1 protein-coding gene is annotated in these 396 nt (G+C 54.5%); it reads right to left on the bottom strand.

The window, feature by feature from the left end; genetic code table 11:
* The coding region (locus MXD62_RS10330) for an ABC transporter permease (RefSeq protein ID WP_368862382.1) at nt 1–396 on the bottom strand (396 nt) is incomplete at both ends.

Below are 396 nucleotides of genomic sequence, written 5' to 3'. Positions count from 1 at the left end.
CAAAATGACCGCCGATCAACAGGTTCGTCAGCACAAACTCGCCAAACAAAATGGAGAAGGAAAGCAGCGTGGAGACGAGGACTCCGGGTAATATGTTGGGAAAGATCACCAGCCGGAACGCTTTCAGCTTGGTTGCTCCCAGCAGCTCGGCGGCATCGATCAGCGAAACGGCGTCAACGGTGCGCATGCTGTTGCGAATTCCTTGATACATATAAGGCAAAATGGCGACAAAGTAAGCAGCAATCAGCAGCCAGAGCGTGCCGGAAAGGGCAATTGGTCCGCTGGAATAAATTTTGATCAGGCCCACGGCGGCCACCACCGGAGGCACGGCGTATGGAAGCATCACCACCGCCTGCAGCATTCGCTCCCAGCGGGGAAAGTATACACTAACCACAA

The organism is Frankia sp. Mgl5 (genome assembly GCF_023242985.1).
In the GTDB taxonomy this organism is placed as follows: domain Bacteria; phylum Actinomycetota; class Actinomycetes; order Frankiales; family Frankiaceae; genus Parafrankia; species Parafrankia soli.
The sequence above is the reverse complement of the archived record's forward strand: the minus strand, read 5'-3'. Positions and strand labels throughout refer to the sequence as shown.